Here is a 20,246-nt window from a genome sequence, read left to right as displayed (position 1 = left end):
TCATTTCAGCGAGTTCCACCATAGGCCAGCGTCACCTCTTTCGCCGCTTTAATCACCATGGCGCCAAGTTCGGTGACGCGATCGTCAGTAATGCGTGAGCAGGGGCCGGAAATAGAGAGGGCCGCAAACGGTTCGCGGTGTTCGTCATAAATACACGAGGCCACGCAGCGCAGACCGAGCGCATGTTCTTCATCGTCAAACGAATAGCCGCGCTTGCGCGTCTGGGCCAAATCGTCTTTCAGATGCAGCGGCGACACCAGCGTCGCATGGGTATAAGCGTGCAACCCCTTGCGATGCAGCAGACTGGTAACCTGTTCCTCACTGAGCTGTGATAAAAACGCCTTGCCCGCGCCAGAGGCGTGCATGGGCAGCTTGCCGCCAATAGGGGCGGACATGCGCATCAATTGTGTGCACTGCACCTGGTCGATAATAATAGCCTGATGGTCGCTCTGGTCGAGTACGGCAAGGTTTACCGTTTCGCCGGAGTCCTCCATCAGCTTGCGCAAAATCGGATGGACAATCGCCAGCAGATTACGGCTCTGTAAGAAGCTGCTACCGACGATAAACGCGTGTGCGCCTACGGCCCAGTGGCCCAGCTCACCAACCTGGCGGACAAAACCCTGTTGCTGCATGGTGGTGAGTAGACGGTGAGTCGTGGAATTAGGCAAACCCGCCTGTTGCGCCAGTTCGGTCAGCGCCACGCTGCCGTTAGACTCGGCAATCCACTCCAGCAGCTTCAGACCGCGAGTTAAAGACTGAACCTGCCCGGTTACGGGTGCAGTGGTAGCGGCAGGTTTTCTCCCGCGTTTCGCGGGAACAGGGGCAACCATGGCAGACTCCTTTTTCTGTATCGTGGAAATCATTTTCGTTTTATTCAATTATAATGCAAGAGTTCCTGAACTGATCGGATGAGTGACATCACAGGATGCCCGATAGCGCTGCGCTTATCAGGCCTACGCTTTGGGAGCCGCCAAAGTAATTTGTAGACTGATAAGGCGCTTGCGCCGCCATCCGGCAAAGCGACAGAAGTGGGTGGCAAGCTGAACATGTCTCATGTTGCCCGTTGTTCTCTTTTCCGCCAGCACGCTTTGTGCCAGTATGGCTCGTTACGTGGAGCGTTGTCGGGAGCGAGTGTGAGCAGCAAAGTTGAACAACTGCGTGCGCAGTTAAATGAACGTATTCTGGTGCTGGACGGCGGTATGGGCACCATGATCCAGAGCTATCGTCTACATGAAGAAGATTTCCGCGGAGAGCGCTTTGCCGACTGGCCCTGCGACCTGAAAGGCAACAATGACCTGCTGGTCCTCAGCAAGCCGGAGGTGATCGCCGCTATCCACAACGCCTACTTTGAGGCGGGCGCGGATATCATCGAAACCAACACCTTTAACTCGACAACCATTGCGATGGCGGATTACCGGATGGAATCCCTGTCGGCGGAAATTAACTATGCGGCGGCCAAACTGGCGCGCGCCTGCGCCGATGAATGGACGGCGCGAACACCAGAAAAACCACGCTTTGTTGCGGGCGTGCTTGGTCCAACTAACCGCACGGCCTCCATTTCGCCGGACGTCAACGACCCGGCGTTTCGTAATATCACCTTCGATCAGCTGGTGGCGGCCTACCGTGAATCCACCAAAGCGCTGGTGGAAGGCGGGGCGGACCTGATCCTGATTGAAACCGTCTTCGACACCCTCAACGCCAAAGCGGCGGTGTTTGCGGTGAAAGAAGAGTTTGAAGCGCTGGGCGTTGATCTGCCGATCATGATTTCCGGCACCATCACCGACGCCTCTGGCCGTACGCTTTCCGGCCAGACGACCGAAGCCTTTTATAACTCGCTGCGCCACGCCGAGGCGCTCACTTTTGGCCTTAACTGCGCGCTGGGGCCAGATGAACTGCGCCAGTACGTTCAGGAACTGTCGAGAGTTGCCGAATGCTATGTTACCGCGCACCCGAACGCTGGCCTGCCGAACGCTTTCGGCGAGTATGACCTCGACGCCGACACCATGGCGAAACAGATTCGCGAATGGGCGGAAGCGGGCTTCCTGAATATCGTTGGCGGCTGCTGCGGCACCACGCCGGAGCATATTGCGGCGATGAGCCGCGCCGTTGCCGGTTTGCCGCCGCGCCAGCTGCCGGATATCCCGGTCGCCTGCCGCCTTTCCGGCCTGGAGCCGCTGAACATCGGCGACGATAGCCTGTTTGTGAACGTCGGCGAACGTACTAACGTCACCGGCTCGGCCAAATTTAAACGCTTGATCAAAGAAGAGAAATACAGCGAAGCGCTGGATGTCGCCCGTCAGCAGGTCGAAAGCGGCGCGCAGATTATTGATATCAATATGGATGAGGGGATGCTCGACGCCGAAGCGGCGATGGTGCGTTTCCTCAGCCTGATTGCCGGTGAGCCGGACATTGCCCGTGTACCAATCATGATTGACTCCTCCAAATGGGAGGTTATCGAAAAAGGGCTGAAGTGCATTCAGGGTAAAGGCATCGTCAACTCTATTTCGATGAAAGAGGGCGTGGAAGCCTTTATTCATCATGCGAAGCTTCTGCGTCGCTACGGCGCGGCAGTGGTGGTGATGGCTTTTGATGAGCAGGGGCAGGCCGATACCCGCGCGCGTAAAATCGAAATTTGCCGCCGAGCCTACAAAATTCTCACCGAAGAGGTGGGCTTCCCGCCGGAAGACATCATCTTCGACCCGAATATCTTCGCCGTGGCGACCGGTATTGAAGAGCACAACAACTATGCGCAGGACTTTATCGGCGCTTGCGAAGATATTAAACGCGAGCTGCCGCATGCGCTGATCTCCGGCGGCGTCTCTAACGTGTCCTTCTCGTTCCGCGGCAACGACCCGGTACGTGAGGCTATCCACGCGGTATTCCTCTACTACGCCATCCGCAACGGCATGGACATGGGTATCGTCAACGCCGGACAGCTGGCTATCTACGACGACCTGCCCGCCGAACTGCGCGATGCGGTTGAAGATGTCATTCTTAACCGTCGCGATGACGGCACCGAGCGTTTGCTGGATTTGGCGGAGAAATACCGCGGCAGCAAAACCGACGAAGCTGCCAACGCCCAGCAGGCGGAATGGCGTAGCTGGGACGTGAAAAAGCGTCTCGAATACTCGCTGGTGAAAGGCATTACCGAATTTATCGAACAGGATACCGAAGAAGCCCGTCAGCAGGCCGCCCGCCCGATTGAGGTGATTGAAGGGCCGTTGATGGACGGCATGAACGTGGTCGGCGACCTGTTCGGCGAAGGGAAAATGTTCCTGCCGCAGGTGGTGAAATCCGCTCGCGTGATGAAACAAGCGGTGGCCTACCTGGAGCCGTTTATTGAAGCCAGCAAAGAAAAAGGCTCCAGCAACGGCAAGATGGTGATCGCCACCGTGAAGGGCGATGTGCACGATATTGGTAAAAATATCGTTGGCGTGGTGCTGCAATGTAACAACTACGAAATCGTCGATCTTGGCGTGATGGTGCCAGCGGAGAAAATCCTCAGAACGGCGCGTGAAGTGAATGCCGATCTGATCGGTCTTTCCGGGCTTATCACCCCGTCGCTGGACGAAATGGTCAACGTGGCGAAAGAGATGGAGCGTCAGGGCTTTACTATCCCGCTACTGATCGGCGGCGCAACCACTTCGAAAGCGCATACGGCGGTAAAAATCGAGCAGAACTACAGCGGTCCGACGGTCTACGTGCAGAATGCTTCGCGTACCGTGGGCGTGGTGGCGGCGCTACTCTCCGACAACCAGCGCGATGACTTTGTCGCCCGTACCCGCAAAGAGTACGAAACCGTGCGTATTCAGCACGCCCGCAAAAAACCGCGTACGCCGCCGGTCACGCTGGAAGCGGCGCGCGATAATGATCTGGCATTCGATTGGGAACGCTACACCCCGCCGGTAGCCCACCGTCTGGGCGTGCAGGAGGTGGAAGCCAGCATCGAAACTCTGCGCAACTACATCGACTGGACGCCGTTCTTTATGACCTGGTCGCTGGCCGGGAAGTATCCGCGCATCCTCGAAGATGAAGTGGTGGGCGAAGAGGCGAAGCGCCTGTTTAAAGACGCCAATGATATGCTGGATAAACTGAGCGCCGAGAAACTGTTGAATCCGCGTGGCGTGGTGGGCCTGTTCCCGGCGAACCGCATCGGCGATGACATCGAAATCTATCGCGACGAAACCCGTACTCATGTTCTGACGGTCAGCCACCACCTGCGCCAGCAGACCGAGAAAGTCGGTTTTGCCAACTACTGTCTGGCGGATTTTGTCGCGCCGAAACTGAGCGGCAAAGCGGATTACATCGGTGCTTTCGCGGTGACCGGCGGTCTGGAGGAGGATGCGCTGGCGGACGCCTTCGAAGCGCAACACGACGACTATAACAAGATCATGGTGAAAGCGATTGCCGACCGTCTGGCGGAAGCGTTTGCCGAGTATCTGCATGAGCGTGTACGTAAGGTTTACTGGGGATATGCGCCGAACGAGAGCCTGAGTAACGACGAATTAATCCGCGAAAACTACCAGGGGATTCGCCCGGCGCCGGGTTATCCTGCCTGCCCGGAACATACCGAAAAAGGCACTATCTGGCAGCTACTGGATGTCGAAAAACACACCGGGATGAAGCTCACCGAATCTTTCGCCATGTGGCCTGGCGCGTCGGTCTCCGGCTGGTACTTCAGCCATCCTGAGAGCAAATACTTCGCGGTAGCGCAGATCCAACGCGATCAGGTGACAGATTATGCTTTCCGTAAAGGAATGAGCGTTGAGGACGTTGAGCGGTGGCTGGCGCCGAACCTGGGTTACGATGCGGACTGATTCATAAAATCGTCACTTTTCCTTACAACATACAAGGCACTCATTGGGTGCCTTGTCTCTTTCTTACAATTAAACCCTTATACTGAAGGAAGGCTCTACGCTGAATTTGTCGGATGGCGGCGTAAACGCCTTATCCAGCATACCGTATTACGTATGGTAAGCCCGGTGGCGTGCAACGCCAGCAGGCCTTAACGCTGTGCGCCATCAGGCAATTTATCGCAAGTGAGCTTCAGGAAAACGTATAACGATAAGGAGAACCTGACGCCGTGTTAACTTTGCTCCATCTACTTTCTGCCGTTGCGCTGTTGGTATGGGGAACACATATCGTTCGTACTGGCGTAATGCGCGTGTTTGGCGCGCGTCTACGTACTGTCCTCAGCCGCAGCGTGGAAAAGAAACCGCTCGCCTTTTGTGCGGGTATCGGTGTTACCGCGCTGGTACAAAGCAGTAACGCCACCACTTTATTGGTAACGTCGTTTGTCGCCCAGGATCTTGTCGCCCTGACGCCAGCTCTGGTGATTGTGCTGGGCGCCGATGTGGGTACTGCGCTAATGGCGCGTATTCTCACCTTTGACTTGTCGTGGCTATCGCCGCTGCTGATTTTTATTGGCGTGATTTTCTTTTTGGGACGTAAGCAGTCCCGCGCCGGGCAGCTGGGTCGCGTCGGTATCGGGCTTGGCCTGATTCTACTGGCGCTGGAGCTGATTGTGCAGGCAGTGACGCCGATCACTCAGGCTAATGGCGTGCAGGTCATTTTCGCGTCGCTGACGGGCGACATTATGCTGGATGCGCTGATTGGCGCGATGTTCGCTATTATCAGTTATTCCAGCCTGGCGGCGGTGTTGCTGACGGCGACCCTGACGGCGGCGGGGATTATATCGTTCCCGGTGGCGTTGTGCCTGGTTATCGGCGCTAATCTGGGATCGGGGCTGCTGGCGATGCTCAATAACAGCGCCGCCAATGCTGCCGCGCGTCGCGTAGCGCTCGGCAGCCTATTGTTCAAATTGATCGGCAGCCTGGTCATCCTGCCGTTTGTCCATCCGCTGGCGAATCTGATGGATGAGCTATCGCTACCGAAGTCAGAACTGGTGATCTATTTCCACGTTTTCTATAACCTGGTGCGCTGCCTGGCTATGGTGCCATTTGCCGAGCTGATGGCGCGTTTTTGTAAACGAATTATTCGTGATGAGCCTGAACTGGATACCCATCTGAAGCCGAAACATCTGGATGTCAGCGCGCTGGATACGCCAACGCTGGCGCTGGCTAATGCTGCCCGCGAGGTGTTGCGCATTGGCGATGCGATGGAACAGATGATGGAAGGGCTAAAAAAGGTCATGCACGGCGAGCCGCGTGAAGAGAAAGCGCTGCGCAAGCTGGCGGATGACGTTAACGTGCTCTACACCGCGATTAAGCTTTATCTGGCGCGAATGCCAAAAGACGAGCTGGCGGCGGAGGAGTCCCGCCGGTGGGCGGAGATTATTGAGATGGCCCTGAACCTCGAACAGGCGTCGGATATTATCGAGCGAATGGGCAGTGAGATTGCCGACAAGTCGCTGGCGGCGCGTCGGGCATTTTCAGAAGAAGGATTGAAAGAGCTGGATGCGCTTTACGATCAACTGCTCAGTAATCTGCAACTGGCGATGTCGGTCTTTTTCTCCGGCGATGTCACCAGCGCCCGTCGGTTGCGCCGCAGTAAACATCGCTTCCGTATACTTAATCGCCGATACTCACATGCGCATGTCGACCGCCTGCACCAGCAGAACGTGCAAAGCATTGAAACCAGCTCGCTTCATTTAGGGCTGCTGGGCGATATGAAGCGTCTTAACTCACTGTTCTGTTCGGTCGCCTATAGCGTACTGGAACAGCCGGATCAGGACGAGGAACGCGGCGAGTATTAAGTGAAATGCCGGATGGCGGGGCCTACGGAGAACATGCGCGTAGGCCCGCCATTCGGCATTCAATGTGGCTTGGGATTAAAAGCGATGACCCGCTTCCAGCGCCACGGCCTCTTCGCCCGCTTTAAACACCCAGGTGGTATTCGGGCCGCCGAGAACCGCCTGGCCGTTGCTCACCTGAATCCAGTTACCTTCCGGCAAACCAATCACTGTCAGTTCCGGCGCGACCACCAGCAGTTCGCGAATACGCTGCTCGCGGGTCTCGCCCTTATGACCTTCCGGCAAGGCGTTAGTGAAGTGAGGATTAATTTGCAGCGGGAACAGATCCAGCGCGTCGAAACCGTTTGGATCGACGATCGGCATATCGTTGGTCGTGCGGATAGTCGGGCAGGCAAGGTTGGCGCCCGCGCTCCAGCCGATATACAGCGCGCCGCGTTTTACCCTGTCCGCCATCGGCGCCAGCAGCCCGCGTTCACGCGATTCTTTCAGTAGCTGGAAGGTATTTCCGCCGCCGACAATAATGATTTCCGCTTTCTCAATCGCCGCAAGCGGATCGGCGACACGATGAATCCCTGTGACGTTTATCCCTAATGGCGCAAGTACCTCTGCGGTTTTATCCGTGTACTCGTCCCATGTTTGCGTGACGCCGGCAAACGGAATAAACACGGCTGAGCGTCGACCGTTCAATTGATTCGCTATCAGCGGCAGAGCGTGTTCCAGCCAGGCTTTACCCGGCAGCGTCGAGTTACTTAATAAAAGCAGTTCCATTACTTCTCCACCTCATCAGGAAATGTCAAAACGTAATAATGCTACCATTATCCATTTAATGTCTTACTGATATGGCTCATGATGTTATGCGTGTCACAGGCAAAGCGCGGTCGCTAAAAGTGACGACAGGCCAGATCTGCCATCTGGTATCGCCTGAAAAATTACAGGTATAATCCGCAAAATTATTTAACACGTTTAGAGACGAAAATGGCAAAACTGACCTTACAAGAGCAACTGCTACAAGCGGGATTAGTGACCAGCAAAAAAATGGCCAAAGTCCAGCGCACGGCTAAAAAATCACGCGTTCAGGCTCGTGAGGCCAGAGAGGCGGTGGAAGAAAATAAAAAGGCGCAACTTGAGCGTGATAAACAACTCAGTGAACAGCAAAAACAAGCGGTTTTAGCGAAAGAGTTTAAAGCTCAGGTTAAGCAACTTATTGAAATGAATAGAATCAATGTATCTAAAGGCGATATTGGTTTTAACTTCACCGATAATAACGTCATCAAAAAAATAGACGTGGATAAGCTCACTCAGACGCAACTGATTAATGGGCGTCTCGCGATTGCGCGTTTGGTTATCAATAACAGCGGTGAATGTGAATATGCGATTATTCCCGCGAGCGTCGCCGATAAAATCGCACAACGAGATGCGGACAGTATTGTCGTAAACAGTGCGCTGAGTCAGGAAGAGCAGGACGAAGATGATCCGTATGCCGATTTTAAAGTTCCCGACGATTTGATGTGGTAAGTCACATTCCCGACGTTTATGTAGAAAAATTTCTCAGAGAGTAAATATGCTGACCGACACATCTACCCGGCTTAATAAATATATCAGTGAAAGCGGCATCTGTTCGCGTCGCGAGGCGGACCGTTTTATCGAACAGGGCAATGTCTTTATCAACGGCAAACGCGCCGCCATTGGCGATCAGGTAGTCGCCGGGGATGTTGTTAAAGTAAATGGTCGGTTGATTGAGCCGCGAGAAGCGGATGATTTAGTGCTGATTGCGCTGAATAAACCGGTTGGCATTGTCAGTACCACTGAAGACGGCGAACGCGACAATATTGTCGATTTTGTGAACCACAGCAAACGTATCTTCCCGATTGGTCGTCTGGATAAAGACTCGCAGGGGCTGATATTTCTGACTAACCACGGCGATCTGGTCAATAAGATTCTGCGTGCCGGTAACGATCACGAAAAAGAGTATCTGGTGACGGTGGATAAACCGATTACCGACGAGTTTATACGCGGTATGGGCGCTGGCGTGCCGATTCTGGGTACCGTCACCAAAAAATGTAAGGTGAAAAAAGAGGCGCCGTTTGTCTTTCGCATTACCTTGGTGCAGGGATTAAACCGTCAGATCCGTCGTATGTGTGAATACTTTGGTTATGAAGTGACGAAACTGGAGCGTACGCGCATTATGAACGTCAGCCTGAGCGGGATTCCTCTGGGCGAGTGGCGCGATCTGACGGACGATGAGCTGATCGATCTGTTTAAGTTGATTGAGCGTTCCTCTTCCGAAGCCAAACCAAAGGCCAAAGCGAAGCCGAAGACCACGGGTATTAAGCGACCGGTCGTTGCGATCGAAAAAAGCAATGAGAAAGCTCGCCCGGCATCAAGCGGTAAGCGCTTTACCTCGCCGGGACGAAAGAAGAAAGGACGTTAACGTCTGCCGCGCGTCGGCGTATTCGCCGACCAGGAGAATGACGCTTCCGTATCGGGTTTATACGCTTGCTTTTTCTTCAACTGGCGGGCTTTTTTTGCTTCAGCCTCACGCAGCGCCATCAGCTTATCGATGTACTCTTTTTTTACGCTGTTGGTCTCAGAATTGGTCAGCGGACGACCGTGCGCAATACGGGCGCGGTCCAGCAACGTTTTCAGTTCGCGCTGTTCGCGCTCGGTCATCTCTTTTTGGGTAATGCGGGGGAGTGCCATACGGGTGCCCTCAGTTAGCCGATGCATTTAGTCTACGGCAATACGCAACGGGCGGATAGCGTGTAAGCCGGGTAAGCTTGCGCCACCCGGCAATATTTTAATTTACCTTTGCCGTTTCGCCCGATTTTTCAACAATCGGTTTCCCGGACCAGTAACCAGCCAGTAGTGACCCTGAAAGGTTGTGCCACACTGAGAACAGCGCGCCAGGCAGCGCTGCGAGCGGGCCAAAGTAGATTTTACCCAATGCAGCAGCAAGACCAGAGTTCTGCATCCCGACTTCGATCGCCAGCGTTCGACAGGTTGACTCATCAAAACCGAACAGACGTCCACCCCAGTAGCCGCCAAGCAGGCCAAGGGTGTTATGCAGGATCACCGCGATGATCACCATAAAGCCGACGGAGGCGATATGTGAAGCTGAACCCGCGACCACCGCGCTGATGATTGCCAAAATGCACACCATCGAGAATGCTGGCAGATAAGGTTTTACCACTTTCACTACGCGCGGAAACAGATGGTGAATCACCAGCCCCAGCGTGATTGGAATGACCACAATCTGTAGAATGCTCAGCAGCATACCCATCACGTCGACTTGAATATGGGCATCGACGTACAGGCGCGTGAGTAGTGGTGTGGCGACCACGCCGACCAGCGTGGAGACCGATGAAATGGTGACTGAGAGCGCGACGTCTCCCTTCGCCAGATAGATCATTACGTTAGAGGCGGTGCCGCTGGCTACGCTGCCGACCAGTACCATCCCGGCGGACAGATCTGGCGGCATCTTAAACAGCAACGCCAGCAGCCATGCCGCAAGCGGCATTACCAGATAGTGCAGGAATATCCCTGCGGCGACAGGGGCTGGTCGGGAGAGCACGCGTTTAAAGTCGTCAACGTTAAGATGGACCCCCATACCGAACATAATCAACATCAGTAGTGTCGCGACCCACGGCCCAACAGGAGTAAAGGTGGATGGTGTGTAATACGCAATGAGAGAGAGCAGCAGCGCCCATAACGGGAACAGCCGGGTAATGACGGCGAGCATGTTGTTTTCCTTGCAAGTATGTTGTGTTTGTTATCAACGGGTCAGGATCGAGCCAGACCATAGTTATTGTTTATCGCGTGAAGGAAGATTATTCAAACAAATTACGCTCATGATCCAGTGTGGGCACATGGCAGGCTGGATGACGCGCCTGCGTCGCCATCCGGCAACGTATCGCCCGATGGCGCTTACGCTACCGTATTAGAAATATATAGAGGTTCTGGTGGCGTAAAGAAAAGCGCCGGCATTGAAGAGAAGGAAACTTTAACGCAGTGATAACTTATATTGTTTCACTTTGCTTTGGATTGTGTTTTTTAAACTAAAATAAGGCACCCAGGGCAATGCTGTGTTCCAGGGGCGAGGGGAACCATGAAAACAGACTATGCTTACTCCGTCAGGTAATTTTCCATTACCTGTCCCATCGTATAGTTCAGGGTTAAAACCAATCATTTTTGGTGTTGCTATATTAGCTTTGTAACTAATAATTCTTCCGGGTAAGATGTTTTGCCATCTTTCAGCATCTTGACATATTCTGCCGATAAATCCTTGATCGCCATGATAGGGCGGGGTTCTTATGGCATTGATTTCCTTTTCAGGATTTTTCATAAATTCATCCCACACATTTTTTTTTGCGGGTGCAGGAATAAACATAATACCTGTTGCTGGCGCAACTGAAGCACCATGCTGAGAAAAGTCATTAAGTAATGTTATTTTTTTCATAGTTGTCAGAGGAGTAATATCTCCCACAACAACGCTATCTATATCAATATAGAGAATATCCTCATTACCAAGAACAGGATGCAGTGGATTGAAAAGTTCTAGTTTTGCCCACCATCCTGGCCAATCATACAAAAGAGGCGCTGTATTTACCCCTTTTATCTTTAGCGCATCTGTTAAACAAACAGAATCATAACCTTTGAGCTGCTTATGTAACCATTGAGCATGTTTTGTGGTGAAGTCTTTGCTTTGTCTGAGCACAGAAACAATAATCATTATATTCCCCGGTGAATATTAGGTGTTTTTAGCCATGTTCCACTATATTTAATGTGCTTTATATTGCAACAAAATTAGTGTTCATATGGTTATTGAAGTTTAATTACATTCAAGATGTGAATGTAATCAATTTGTTTATAATGTTATTAATATATGTAATGTAAGTTGATAAATGTTTTAATGATTGTTTTGTCTTTTATATTTCCATGGGGAGATATAAAATAAGAGTTGGGATGGGAGTGATCTTATTTCCCCTTTTTACTGCTCCCAGCTCTATATCAATTCCAAATTTGGAATTTAGCTTGCGATTAATCCATAATCCAGTTTTTTCTGTTTTTTTGAACCATAGATATACATCTCATTTGCCAGACGCCACCAAAATAAAAAGTTACGACGGCGATTATTATTGGCCTGCATAAGTAATCGACATAATGAAAATTCATTCCTGCGAATAATCTCATGCCGCCAGTATTCCCGTAATCAACTTCCTTTTTTAGATATGGAAAATAATAAGCAATGTAAGAGTTTGATTTTTTCTTCCTCCAATGAAGAAAGCTAGCTTGTTAAATAAATGTTATTATCGTAGGGGGTTCACGTATCAATTGGTAAAAAGACTATAAGATGGTTTTTTATAATACTTCATTTGCTATGCAAACTGAACATTTGATGCTAACAAATAAATACTAACGGGTATTACTTAATTCAACACCGCCGGGCTTTATACCCGGCGAGAGATTCAACAATCGTATTGCCAGCTACTGACTAAGGCATAAAGGTGGCTGGGGGAGTAGCGCCAGCTATCGTTTAGTCCGAGAAATTCAGCGCAAAACTCGCTGCAAAACAGTTTATCTTTGCGCTCCCGGTTATACAGCGCGATACCGAGCGCGCCCTGCCAGTCATAGCGTTTGCCGTTATGTTTGCGGAAAAAGGCCTCCACTTCCGGCAACGTGGCCTTTAACGGTAGCTTATCCCACTTATCGTCCGGTAACGGTATTATCTTTCCCCGCACGCCGCGATCGCGAAACGATGCAGAGTAGCAGAGGTATTCATTACCGCCGTGCGCCACCGCCAGTTCACAGTGAGAGTAGATACCGCGCGTGACCTTGCGCGTGAGCCAGTCGGCAAACCTGGCGATGCCGCGATACTCCGATCGCCCCTTATAGCAAGCGAGCCAGACGGTGGTTTGACTCATGGCTGCCAGCCTGATGAATAGTCGTAGTCGAGCACAGCCTCTATATCCCCCAGCGCTTCTACCGCCGCAATATGCCGCTGCGCGTTGGCAAACAGGCGCATGTCGTGATCCATAGTGACGGTTTCAAACTGCGCGGCGATGTCGTTGGTCAGTTCAATCAAACCGTTATTTTTGGTCTGCCACATTAACCCTGCCGGAATCTGCTGTGCCTGACCCATTCTGGTGAGTGACATTTGCTGAATACGGCTACTGGCGTCACTGTGGAAGTGATAATCATCAATAACGATATAGTCAGCCGTGACTTCATCACGCCGTACTTTTATTGCCTGTTTAACCCGTGATTTAGCGTTATCAAGCACGATGGCAAAACTGGCTGCGTCATAAACCCACGTATTGCCGTTTAATCGATAACATTCCCCTGGTGGTAAATTGGTGATAAATGCTCTGTCTTTAACATTAACCCATACATATTGCCCCAGGTTGAAATGTTCCAGCCATTGTTGCTCTGTTAATTCGATAAGGCTTGTTCTCTCTGGATAACAGAATAATTCAGTATCCATCCAGTCTAGCACTTGTAAAGATGCAGGATCGTAATAAGCATATTTTGACATTATCTTCACCAATAAATTCTGACGATACCAGGAGAACCACTTGACCCCTTATTAAGGACCCAATCCCCCAGATACTCCCGGTTACTGGCACTGGAACTACCACCAGCACCACCGGCACCAAACCCGCTTGCATTAGAGGGTAATGAGCCTGCCACTATCTCTAAGTGATCTAATGTGACCGTTCCTGGTACCCCTCCTATGCCCAGGACGGAATTACTTCCTCTCAGCCCAAGGGTCACGTATTCATACATACGTGCTCCTCCATTCCCACTTGGAGGTAAAAAGCTTATTGTATTTCCTCCTGTGCCCCCGGCCGCCCCTCCCGCACCACCAGGCGCGTTCAGATTGCCAAAGGAGGATTGTCCTCCAGCGTTCCCGCTAAACCCTTTTCTTTGTGAACGACTCCCTTTTGCACCGCCACTACCGCCAGCACCAACCATTACAGGTATCTGACTTTTGGGAACAACATCAACGTAACCAGCCACACACTTGGCAGCAATACCCCCAGTGGAACACTCCTCATTTGCTAATGAACCTCCACCACCACCACCACCGCCACCAACAACTTCAACAAAAACTCGATTAACCCCATCAGGCACAATAAACGTGCCATTAACGGTAAAAAACTGATAATGGGAATGATTAGCCGGAGCCGCTGCGCTCGCCTTGTCATACGCCGCCTTTACCGCACTGGGCGTCGCCGCCTCCGTCGTACTGGTGCTGCCGGTGGCGTTATTAAGCTTCACGATCCCTTTTTGCGTCAGCGTACCGTCCGGGGCGCCGGTGATCTGCCCCCAAGCGTGTGTATGCCTAGCCGGAGCCGCCGCACTCGCCTTATCCATCGCCGCCTTGACCGCACTGGGCGTTGCCGCTTCGGTGGTGCTGGTGCTATCGGTGGCGTTATTAAGCTTCACAATCCCTTTTTGCGCCAGCGTGCCGTCCGGGACACCGGTAACCTGGTTCCAGACGTGAGTATGGTTCGCCGGAGCTGCCGCATTCGCCTTATCCATCGCCGCCTTTACCGCGCTCGGCGTTGCCGCTTCCGTTGTGCTGGTGCTGTCCGTCGCACTGTTAAGCTTAACAATCCCCTTTTGCGTCAGCGTACCGTCCGGAACGCCGGTAATCTGGTTCCAGGTATGCGTGTGATTACGCGCTTCCGCCATCGCCGCTTTTACCGCCTTTGGCGTAGCCGCTTTGGTCTCGTCATCGCTGTCGGTGGCGTTACTGAGCTGCGTAAACCCTTTCTGCGTTAATGTCGCATCCGGGTGATTTGTCGAATGTTCATGCTCGTCCAGCCGGACATCCACATAGTCGCGCGTCGCCAGCACAATGCTCGGATCGACCGTCAGCGTCACCGCCGTGGTGTTGGAGACCTCCATAATCAGGCGGATACAGACCTGCTTGCCGCAGCCGCCGGGCAACAGCGGTTTGTAAGATTCCGGGAATTTGCCGATGGCGATTAGCTCGCCCTCGTCGTCGAACACGCCCACTTCACGCACATACCAGCCGCCAACGTCCTCCGGCAGCACCAGTTCGGCAATCAGCCAGTTGGGATTATTCGGTGCAACGGTCAGCGTATTCATCTCGCCGCGCCAGACTTCGTGGCGTAAATTGGTCTGGCTGGCGGTGGGCTCATAATATTGTCCGCCGCCGTCGCCAACCGCCATCTTTTGCAGATGTAGCTGTTTTTTGTCCGCAAGGGCGCTGGCGATTTTCGCCATTCCCCTGTCGGTCAGGAGGGTATAAAACTCATTATCCATAATTACTCCGGGTAAATAGATGTAATTTCAAGGCTCCATTGCCCTGTACCGAAATAGAACGGTTTAGTTTGTTGAACTTCCAGAACCTGGAAGGGTAAGACGGTCGTTATTTCTCCACCGTAAAGCGCGCTGCCGATAACAGGAATAGCGCTTTGGTTAATTATCCAGACAATTAACGCTTCCAGCTTTGAGCGCACGTTCTTATACTCATGAATAAGATCGACCAGATTATTAAACAGATTTTCATCCATGCCCTGATTGATTAGCTTAATTTCAACCTTGAAGAAATAAGCTTTACCGCCATACTCAAACCATTCGGAAATCGTGCCGGGTAAGGATAATATTTCCAGTACACGGCGAACGGCCCAGGGAGTTCCTTTATATTTATGCAGTTCAATCGCCTGTTTAATTAACTCTCGTTTCTCCTGTTCATTGGCGGCAAATAGCCAGCCCTCCAGCCCCTGAACATGAAACTGTCCGGCCAACGAGGGCAGTGCCGAGGCATCAACGATATCCACCAGATAGACCAGCAACGCCGTCAGGTCGATTTGCGCAAAGCGTTCGGCGGCAATATTTGCCAGAACCGAGAAACGTTCGTCGCTGGCCAGCGGCGGCGGCAGAAGCAGTTTATCCATCGCTGACTCCGGCAATCGTCACGTCAATAGCCGTACATTCCGCCCATTCGTGCGCCTGCAATACCTTTTTCGCGGGCATATCCAGCGCGACGTCGTAAACGCCATCCACTTGTAGCACTTTAATTATCTGGTTTGGCACAATGTCCTGGCCCAGCCGGGTCTGGCGCGAGCGCGTCCATGTATTAATCGCTTCACGCGCGGCGGCAAGCGTCGTCTCCTGATCGGCGGTGGTAAACAGCGTCAACCGGGCGCGGATCTGATAAGCCACGCGCGGAGAACATTTAGCGCTCACCTTATCGGTTAGCGGGCGCTTTTTCTCTTTGCTCACCTCCCGTTCGATCTGGGCAAGAAGCTCTGGCCCCGGCAGACCGTTCAGGGTCAGCGGATAGAGTTCCACGCAGCCTTCCGCCAGCCCTTCATCCGGCCCCAGCACTGCCACGTCGATAATCGACTGGCTGACCGAGAGCGTATGGAAGCGATAGGCGCCATAGCTGCCCGCGTTGCTGAAACTTTCCGGCGCTAGCTGGATGCGTTTACGTAGCGCGTCGTCGTTCTCTTCGCCGCAGCCGCCACTTGAGGCCGTCAGATTGGTGACGCTGATATCGTAATTGCCCACCCGATCCACCAGCGCGCTGATTTGCGCAGGTTGCCAGTTATTGCCGGATTCACCGGTTGCTACACAGGTTGCAGTTACCGCAACGCTCAGGCTGCCCGCAGGCAACAGAACATCTTCGTCGGTGGCGAACATCACGCTATCCGACGCGCTGGCGCGGGTACCCTGTGGAATCACCAGGTTACTTTTAGCCGCTTGAGTAACAGAAAACTGCAGCGTGGTTTTTGCCGCCTGAGCGGGCAGACGGTGAACGCCAACCAGCTCGCCTAAATAATCCAGCATCGGCGCATGGGAATACGCGACCAGGTTTTGCTTCGCTGCCTCCTGGATGGCGATGCGGACAAGGTTTTCACGATAAGCAAACAGGTCAATGAGCAGCCGCTCAGCCTGCGCCGGATAGAGTTTTTTACCGCTGGCTTCTTCATATTGCGCAATCATCTCGCTGGTGATTTGCGCGGGATCGCGGTCAATAAAGTCGGGTTCGGCTATCGCCATAACACCTCCGTTGAGTTGATTACGCCGTCTGCGGCGCGCCATTGCACGCGTAACGTCAGGTGTTCGCCGTCAATCGTCGGCGTCACCTTCAGCAACCGGCAGCGGGGTTCCCACATGCGAATCGCTTCCACCGACTCCCGAACAACGTGCGGAATGGCCCGCTCGATCGGGTAATCGATATAGCGCCACAGATTGCTGCCAAAAAGCGGCCTGTGGGGATCGCTGCCGCGCGGCGTGCGCAGAATGATGTGTATTGCCTGATGAATATCATCCAGCCCGCAGACGTATTCTTCAGGACGTTGCAAGGCAGGTTGCCAGTGCAGGGTCGAGGGGCGTGTTTTCGTGTTCATGAGGCTATTTTCGCCTTCCGGCGGGGGGAGAGATATTAAAGCGCTTTAAGGAAATAATTGATGGCGGGGTCAGAATGTGTTTTGCCCGGTGGCGCTTCTGCGCTTACCGGGCCTGTGTTGATGCACATTTTGTTAAATGGCGAAGATTGCGTTTTACGTAAAGTTAAAATGAAATTGCTGTAATTTCACCTTTGCCTACAGAAGCGTAGTACCAGAATTCATCATTGATTTCTGCGTGCTTCATTTTTTCAACTGGAATCGTTTTCTGCCGTCCATTAACCGAGAGTGTGATCGAACCCGTTAGCTGCTCCCGGCTGATAATAGCGAAATCCCCGCGGGTGTTGCTATAAGCCGTCGTTTCATTGGAAAGGCTGTGCTTCGCTCCATTAGCGATTACAGAATAATCAAAATTGACTTTCTTTTTGAAAATAGCTTGTACATGATAATACTCGCCGTAAACAGCAGGATCATGGAATAAACCAAAATGACCACCGCTATTTTGCAACTTGACGAAATAATAGTCAGGGATGATAAACTTCTGTTTACCTGCCGCTATTTCTTTAGTAATGATTTTTTGTCTTACGATTTCCTGTCCGGCCGTTTTTTTATAACCGTTAAGCATCAATGAATAGGACCAAAGGAATACGATACCACAGAGAACAGTCACGGCAGTTACGCCGACGACTCCAGCCTTAACGCCGCTTTTCAACAGGGCGTAAGCGATGAAGGAGATAGCTAAAAGGAAAAACATAAACGTACCGTTCATAACCCGATCGGGGTAGGACGGCGACGCGAACATGATTAAGGAAGTGCCAATACCTATACATACGACTAACGCAGCGCAGATAAGGGACGTTTTATCAATTTTGGCGCGAATCTGCTTATTGAATATGACCAGTAAGACCAGCAATAACAAAACAACATAAGCTATCCAGATCAGCGCCAGATGGTTATGAACGCGTTCTGTTAAGTGAATGAAAATACGTTCAAAAATCGGCCTTCCATACCAGAATTCTTTTCCGCTGGCGCGGATGAAATTGCCCGGAGAAAGTATCAATACGCATGAGCCTGCGATTGCACAGAGACTATAAACTATCTTATTGCGCGAAACAGATTTGTTTTGCCATAACTCGTATGCAATGGCCAGAACAGAAATAAGCGAGACGAAAGGTGAGACGCTTTCATTGGAACAGCCTGCCATAAAGCTTAGTAATGCAACCCACGGGCTGATCGCTTTACTGTTTTTTATTGTTATGGTGTAAAAGAAGAACAGCCATGCAACAACGAACAGATTCGTCCACAAATAATTCGCAGCACCAACGATCCAGAAAGTGGTTTGACCCAAATTCGGGTTCGAAATCCAGTAAGTGAAGAATATTAGTGGGAATAATAAGTAGTCGGATTTATTCCAGCGTAATGTGCCTGAGGGTGTCTTCACAATGAAATAACAAAATACCAGTGTCGAAACGGCAGCGCTGATGGAATACACGAGTTGAGAACGTGTATACAGGATGAGTGCGCTGGTGTAATCAGCTATAATCCTGCCACTCCAGGTCATATAATGATGAAAATGTGATTCCGGCGAAATTCCTAAAAGGTAATAGCGGTAATCATCAGAGTGAATGGGGGTATACCATTCAATAAGAAAAATGGCCAAAAAAGCCAGTAGTATCATCGCCGTTTTCGGTAATATCTTGAGCATAGTAATCATTATTCCATCATTGTTTTTTTGTTTTTCACGATATAGCGGGGTCTTTGCTTCACCTCCGTGTAAACGCGTCCGATATATTCACCCATGATGCCTATGCCGATAAGCTGGATGCCGCCTAAGAAGAGAATCGCGGTCATAAGCGAAGGATAACCAGGAACAGGGTTTCCCCACATCAATTTATCAATGATCATCCACATGGCATATATCAGGGAGAGGGCAGAAACGCTCACTCCTATATACGTCCAGATACGCAAAGGGAAAGTAGAAAAACTTGTAATCCCCTCCAGCGCCAGGTTCCAGAGTTTCCAGCCATTAAATTTTGAGCTACCTGCGACACGTTCAGCACGGGCATATTCGACAACATCTGTTTGACCTCCAACCCATGAAAGTATACCTTTCATGAAAAGGTTACGTTCTGGTAATAGCTTGATATTTTCTACAATCTCGCGCGACATCAATCGAAAATCACCGACATTCTCTTCAATCTTTGGCGTACTGATTTTGTTATGCAGCCTGTAGAACCACTCAGCGCTTTTACGCTTCAGGTGGCCATCCGTTGAACGATCGATACGCTTAGCCAGCACCATTTCTGCACCAGCCTGCCATTTATTGATCAAATGTGGGATTACTTCGATGGGATCTTGTAAATCAACATCGATAGGGATCACCACATCTCCGGTCGCGTAATCCAATCCGGCAAAAAGTGCAGGTTCTTTACCAAAATTGCGGGTAAATGAGATCGGAACAACAAGAGGATCGGCAACAGCTAATGCGCTGATGATTGATTCAGTCGCATCGTGACTCCCATCATTAACGAAGATAATCTCAACGTTATAAGGTTTAAGTGAACTGTATTCTCTGACCGTTTTATAGAAAATAGGGATCGCGTCCTCTTCATTAAAGACGGGAACCACTAATGAAATTTTCATTTCTCATTCCTGAAAACAATGAATCTGGAATATAAAAATCCGCAAATAAGGCTAATTGCGGAAAATACAATGAGCGTAAAAATGGGAGGCATAGCACACTTGTCGCCTGTCCATCCCACGACAGCGCTCAGCACGCCCATAAAACCGACGTACAGCAAATAACGTCCGGTTGATACGCTGGCTCCAAAGGTAAACCGGGCGTTAGCGAAAAAACTAAAACTGACAGCGACAGCAAAGCCCGCTACGTTTGCCAAAGCCTGACTTGTTTGAAATCCATAGACGCAAAGGGCAAAGATAGCCCAATGCAAAGCAGTATTAAGTACGCCTATCGAAACGTACTTTATAAATAATTTTATCATTATAGCAATCAAGAAGTTGTAATTCAGCGAAGTCTACCAGACAAAACTGAGAGGATCATTCCTGAACAGCAGATTTTATGTAAACAGGGCGAAGTTAAAGTAAAAAATAACGCTAGTTTTCCAATATACATATATGCAATATTTGCAGCG

Annotated in this window: 19 protein-coding genes and 1 pseudogene; 5 read left to right on the top strand and 15 right to left on the bottom strand. The window is 51.3% G+C overall.

What is annotated here, in order from left to right:
- Positions 1-5 precede the first annotated feature (5 nt).
- A complete protein-coding gene (gene iclR, locus J4650_RS13880; RefSeq protein ID WP_000226434.1) occupies positions 6-830 on the bottom strand; it encodes a glyoxylate bypass operon transcriptional repressor IclR in 825 nt (274 codons plus the stop codon).
- A gap of 303 nt (positions 831-1,133) precedes the next feature.
- On the opposite strand from iclR, the gene metH reads away from it, so the two are divergent.
- Both metH and J4650_RS13870 read left to right on the top strand, forming a co-directional pair.
- Positions 1,134-4,817, top strand: coding sequence for a methionine synthase (gene metH / locus J4650_RS13875; protein ID WP_023993557.1), 3,684 nt, complete (start codon positions 1,134-1,136; stop codon positions 4,815-4,817).
- A 266-nt stretch (positions 4,818-5,083) separates the two neighbouring features.
- Complete coding sequence (locus J4650_RS13870) at positions 5,084-6,715, top strand: Na/Pi cotransporter family protein (RefSeq protein WP_000956811.1); 1,632 nt, start codon at positions 5,084-5,086, stop codon at positions 6,713-6,715.
- A 75-nt stretch (positions 6,716-6,790) separates the two neighbouring features.
- Here J4650_RS13870 and pepE read toward each other — a convergent pair whose 3' ends face one another.
- Positions 6,791-7,480 carry a dipeptidase PepE gene (gene pepE / locus J4650_RS13865; protein WP_000421776.1) on the bottom strand — a complete coding sequence of 230 codons (690 nt, stop codon included), beginning with the start codon at positions 7,478-7,480 and terminating at the stop codon, positions 6,791-6,793.
- 71 nt (positions 7,481-7,551) lie between these two features.
- Between pepE and J4650_RS13860 the strand changes: the two genes are divergently transcribed.
- Genes J4650_RS13860 through rluF form a run of 3 tightly spaced genes read left to right on the top strand, consistent with a single transcriptional unit; the run spans position 7,552 to position 9,143 of the window.
- Positions 7,552-7,653, top strand: coding sequence for a hypothetical protein (locus J4650_RS13860; protein WP_031606603.1), 102 nt, complete (start codon positions 7,552-7,554; stop codon positions 7,651-7,653).
- 34 nt (positions 7,654-7,687) lie between these two features.
- Positions 7,688-8,227: a DUF2058 domain-containing protein gene (locus tag J4650_RS13855; RefSeq protein WP_001096724.1), complete on the top strand. Its 540-nt coding sequence runs from the start codon at positions 7,688-7,690 to the stop codon at positions 8,225-8,227.
- A 46-nt stretch (positions 8,228-8,273) separates the two neighbouring features.
- Positions 8,274-9,143 carry a 23S rRNA pseudouridine(2604) synthase RluF gene (gene rluF, locus J4650_RS13850; protein ID WP_000954618.1) on the top strand — a complete coding sequence of 290 codons (870 nt, stop codon included), beginning with the start codon at positions 8,274-8,276 and terminating at the stop codon, positions 9,141-9,143.
- On the opposite strand, the gene J4650_RS13845 is transcribed toward rluF, so the two are convergent.
- The 13 genes and pseudogenes from J4650_RS13845 to J4650_RS13785 form a co-directional block, all read right to left on the bottom strand.
- Positions 9,140-9,412, bottom strand: coding sequence for a DUF3811 domain-containing protein (locus J4650_RS13845; RefSeq protein ID WP_001207628.1), 273 nt, complete (start codon positions 9,410-9,412; stop codon positions 9,140-9,142). The two genes, rluF and J4650_RS13845, sit on opposite strands and share 4 nt — an antisense overlap.
- Positions 9,413-9,509: 97 nt before the next feature.
- On the bottom strand, positions 9,510-10,451 hold the full coding sequence (gene panS, locus J4650_RS13840) for a ketopantoate/pantoate/pantothenate transporter PanS (RefSeq protein ID WP_000881647.1): 942 nt from the start codon (positions 10,449-10,451) through the stop codon (positions 9,510-9,512).
- Positions 10,452-10,712: 261 nt separating this feature from the next.
- Positions 10,713-11,441, bottom strand: a complete 729-nt coding sequence (locus J4650_RS13835) for a hypothetical protein (RefSeq protein WP_000587744.1) — start codon at positions 11,439-11,441, stop codon at positions 10,713-10,715.
- 196 nt (positions 11,442-11,637) lie between these two features.
- Positions 11,638-11,902 (bottom strand): annotated as a pseudogene (locus J4650_RS13830) (hypothetical protein).
- A 275-nt stretch (positions 11,903-12,177) separates the two neighbouring features.
- Positions 12,178-12,633: a hypothetical protein gene (locus J4650_RS13825; protein ID WP_023203255.1), complete on the bottom strand. Its 456-nt coding sequence runs from the start codon at positions 12,631-12,633 to the stop codon at positions 12,178-12,180.
- Positions 12,630-13,244, bottom strand: coding sequence for a DUF4376 domain-containing protein (locus J4650_RS13820; protein ID WP_023994535.1), 615 nt, complete (start codon positions 13,242-13,244; stop codon positions 12,630-12,632). The genes J4650_RS13825 and J4650_RS13820 overlap by 4 nt, the downstream gene beginning before the upstream one ends.
- A 5-nt stretch (positions 13,245-13,249) precedes the next feature.
- Positions 13,250-15,004 carry a tail fiber protein gene (locus J4650_RS13815; protein ID WP_023994534.1) on the bottom strand — a complete coding sequence of 585 codons (1,755 nt, stop codon included), beginning with the start codon at positions 15,002-15,004 and terminating at the stop codon, positions 13,250-13,252.
- A gap of 2 nt (positions 15,005-15,006) precedes the next feature.
- Complete coding sequence (locus J4650_RS13810) at positions 15,007-15,639, bottom strand: phage tail protein I (protein WP_023993553.1); 633 nt, start codon at positions 15,637-15,639, stop codon at positions 15,007-15,009.
- On the bottom strand, positions 15,632-16,747 hold the full coding sequence (locus tag J4650_RS13805; protein ID WP_124235003.1) for a baseplate J/gp47 family protein: 1,116 nt from the start codon (positions 16,745-16,747) through the stop codon (positions 15,632-15,634). Before J4650_RS13805 ends, J4650_RS13810 begins: the two co-directional genes overlap by 8 nt.
- The gene (locus tag J4650_RS13800) at positions 16,738-17,097 is read right to left on the bottom strand and encodes a GPW/gp25 family protein (RefSeq protein ID WP_001093501.1); all 360 of its coding nucleotides are present in this window, start codon (positions 17,095-17,097) and stop codon (positions 16,738-16,740) included. Before J4650_RS13800 ends, J4650_RS13805 begins: the two co-directional genes overlap by 10 nt.
- A gap of 163 nt (positions 17,098-17,260) precedes the next feature.
- On the bottom strand, positions 17,261-18,808 hold the full coding sequence (locus tag J4650_RS13795; protein WP_000632048.1) for a DUF6056 family protein: 1,548 nt from the start codon (positions 18,806-18,808) through the stop codon (positions 17,261-17,263).
- Positions 18,808-19,737, bottom strand: coding sequence for a glycosyltransferase family 2 protein (locus J4650_RS13790; RefSeq protein ID WP_000703634.1), 930 nt, complete (start codon positions 19,735-19,737; stop codon positions 18,808-18,810). The genes J4650_RS13795 and J4650_RS13790 overlap by 1 nt, the downstream gene beginning before the upstream one ends.
- Positions 19,734-20,096 (bottom strand): GtrA family protein, encoded by a 363-nt coding sequence (locus J4650_RS13785; RefSeq protein WP_000593182.1) that lies wholly within the window; start codon positions 20,094-20,096, stop codon positions 19,734-19,736. Before J4650_RS13785 ends, J4650_RS13790 begins: the two co-directional genes overlap by 4 nt.
- Positions 20,097-20,246 lie beyond the last annotated feature (150 nt).

The sequence above is a fragment of the Salmonella sp. 32120201201600049SM genome (assembly GCF_017572835.1).
In the GTDB taxonomy this organism is placed as follows: Bacteria; Pseudomonadota; Gammaproteobacteria; order Enterobacterales; family Enterobacteriaceae; genus Salmonella; species Salmonella enterica.
This window is presented reverse-complemented; position numbering and strand designations above follow the sequence as displayed.